This is a genomic window from Paraburkholderia sp., from assembly GCF_049581445.1.
Lineage (GTDB): Bacteria > Pseudomonadota > Gammaproteobacteria > Burkholderiales > Burkholderiaceae > Paraburkholderia.
The window spans coordinates 1-2,093 of the sequence record NZ_JBAURZ010000006.1 but is presented as its reverse complement, the minus strand read 5'-3'; the positions used below and the strand labels follow the sequence as shown (position 1 = coordinate 2,093).

The following is a 2,093-nucleotide window of genomic DNA, read 5'->3' as shown; positions in this document are numbered from 1 at the left end:
CGGCAGCGCTGGACGCCGCCGTCACCCGCGCCACCGACGCGATTCTCGCGGCGCAGCGTCCGGATGGCCACTGGGTGTTCGAGCTGGAAGCAGACGCGACCATTCCCGCCGAATACGTGCTGCTCGTCCACTACCTGGGCGAAGAGCCCAATCTGGAACTGGAACAGAAGATTGCGCGTTACCTGCGCCGCATCCAGTTGCCGAACGGCGGCTGGCCGCTCTTCACCGACGGCGCGCTCGACGTCAGCGCGAGCGTGAAGGCGTACTTCGCACTGAAGATGATCGGTGACGCGGAAGACGCCGACCACATGTGCCGCGCCCGTGAAGCGATCCTCGCGCACGGCGGCGCTGAAGCCGTGAATGTGTTCACGCGCATTCTGCTGGCGCTGTTCGGCGTGGTGTCGTGGTACGCCGTGCCGATGATGCCTGTCGAGATCATGCTGCTGCCGCAGTGGTTCCCGTTCCATCTGTCGAAGGTGTCGTACTGGGCGCGCACGGTGATCGTGCCGCTGCTGGTGCTGAACGCGAAGCGGCCGGTGGCGCGCAATCCGCGCGGTGTGCGCATCGACGAACTGTTCCACGGCGCGCCGGTCTCGACTGGGCTGCTGCCGCGCGCGCCGCATCAGAGCCAGGGGTGGTTCACGTTCTTCCGCGGCGTGGATCACGTGCTGCGTCTGGTCGACGGCCTGTTCCCGACGTACACGCGCGAGCGCGCGGTGAAGGCGGCCGTCAGCTTCGTCGATGAGCGGTTGAACGGCGAAGACGGACTCGGCGCGATCTTCCCGGCTATGGCCAACTCGGTGATGATGTACGACGTGATGGGCTATCCGGCCGATCATCCGAACCGCGCGATTGCCCGCCAGTCGATCGAGAAATTGCTCGTTATCAAGGATGACGAAGCATATTGCCAGCCTTGCCTGTCGCCGGTGTGGGATACCTCGCTGGCCGCGCACGCGCTGCTCGAAACCGGCGATCCGCGCGCCGAACGCGCTGCCGAGCAGGGGTTGCAATGGCTGCGTCCGCTGCAGATTCTGAACGTGCGCGGCGACTGGATCTCGCGCCGCCCGGACGTGCGGCCCGGCGGCTGGGCGTTCCAGTACGCGAACGATTACTACCCCGACGTCGACGACACGGCCGTAGTCGTGATGGCGATGCAGCGCTCGGCCGCGCTCACGCAATCGAATGTCGACGACGAAGCGATTGCTCGCGCACGCGAATGGGTGGTCGGCATGCAGAGCAGCGACGGCGGCTGGGGCGCGTTCGAACCGGAAAACACGCAGTACTACCTGAACAACATTCCGTTCTCGGATCACGGCGCACTGCTCGATCCACCTACGGCTGACGTCTCGGGCCGCTGTCTGTCGATGCTCGCGCAACTCGGCGAACTGCCGGCTAATAGCGAGCCGGCGCGTCGCGCGTACGACTATATGCTCAAGGAGCAGGAGTCCGACGGCAGCTGGTATGGCCGCTGGGGCATGAACTACGTCTACGGTACGTGGAGTGCGCTCTGTTCGCTGAACGCCGCCGGCATGGCCCACGACGATCCGCGCATGAAGCGGGCGGCGCAATGGCTCGTGTCGATCCAGAACGAGGACGGCGGCTGGGGCGAAGACGGCACGAGCTACAAGCTCAACTACCGCGGCTACGAGGCCGCATCCAGTACCGCATCGCAGACCGCCTGGGGCGTGATGGGCTTGATGGCTGCCGGCTGTGTCGATCATCCGGCGGTCGAGCGTGGCATTGCGTATCTGATGCGTGAGCAGCAAGAGCATGGTCTGTGGGACGAAACTCGCTTCACCGCGACCGGTTTTCCACGCGTGTTCTATCTGCGTTACCACGGCTACCGAAAGTTCTTCCCGCTCTGGGCGCTGGCGCGTTACCGGCAACTCAAGCGTGATGGGCTGACGCGCGTCGCGGTCGGGGTGTGACGGTGGTCAACCCGACCCGCTCTACCCAGTCAGTGGTATCGAACCCGTCGGGCGGCCGCCTGCCCGTCATCGCCGTCACCGGCATGGCGTTCGAGGCGCGCATCGTGCGCGGCGAGGGCGTCGAGGTGGTGTATGCGGCGCGCGCCGATCTGCTCGAACGTGCGC

1 protein-coding gene and 1 pseudogene are annotated in these 2,093 nt (G+C 65.8%); both read left to right on the top strand.

Annotated features, from left to right (window positions below):
• Window positions 1-1,928, top strand: a 1,928-nt coding sequence (shc, locus tag WCA85_RS00220) for a squalene--hopene cyclase (protein ID WP_424060934.1), incomplete at its 5' end; no start/stop codon positions are given.
• A gap of 32 nt (window positions 1,929-1,960) precedes the next feature.
• Window positions 1,961-2,093: pseudogene (locus WCA85_RS00215) on the top strand (phosphorylase); the annotation flags it as partial.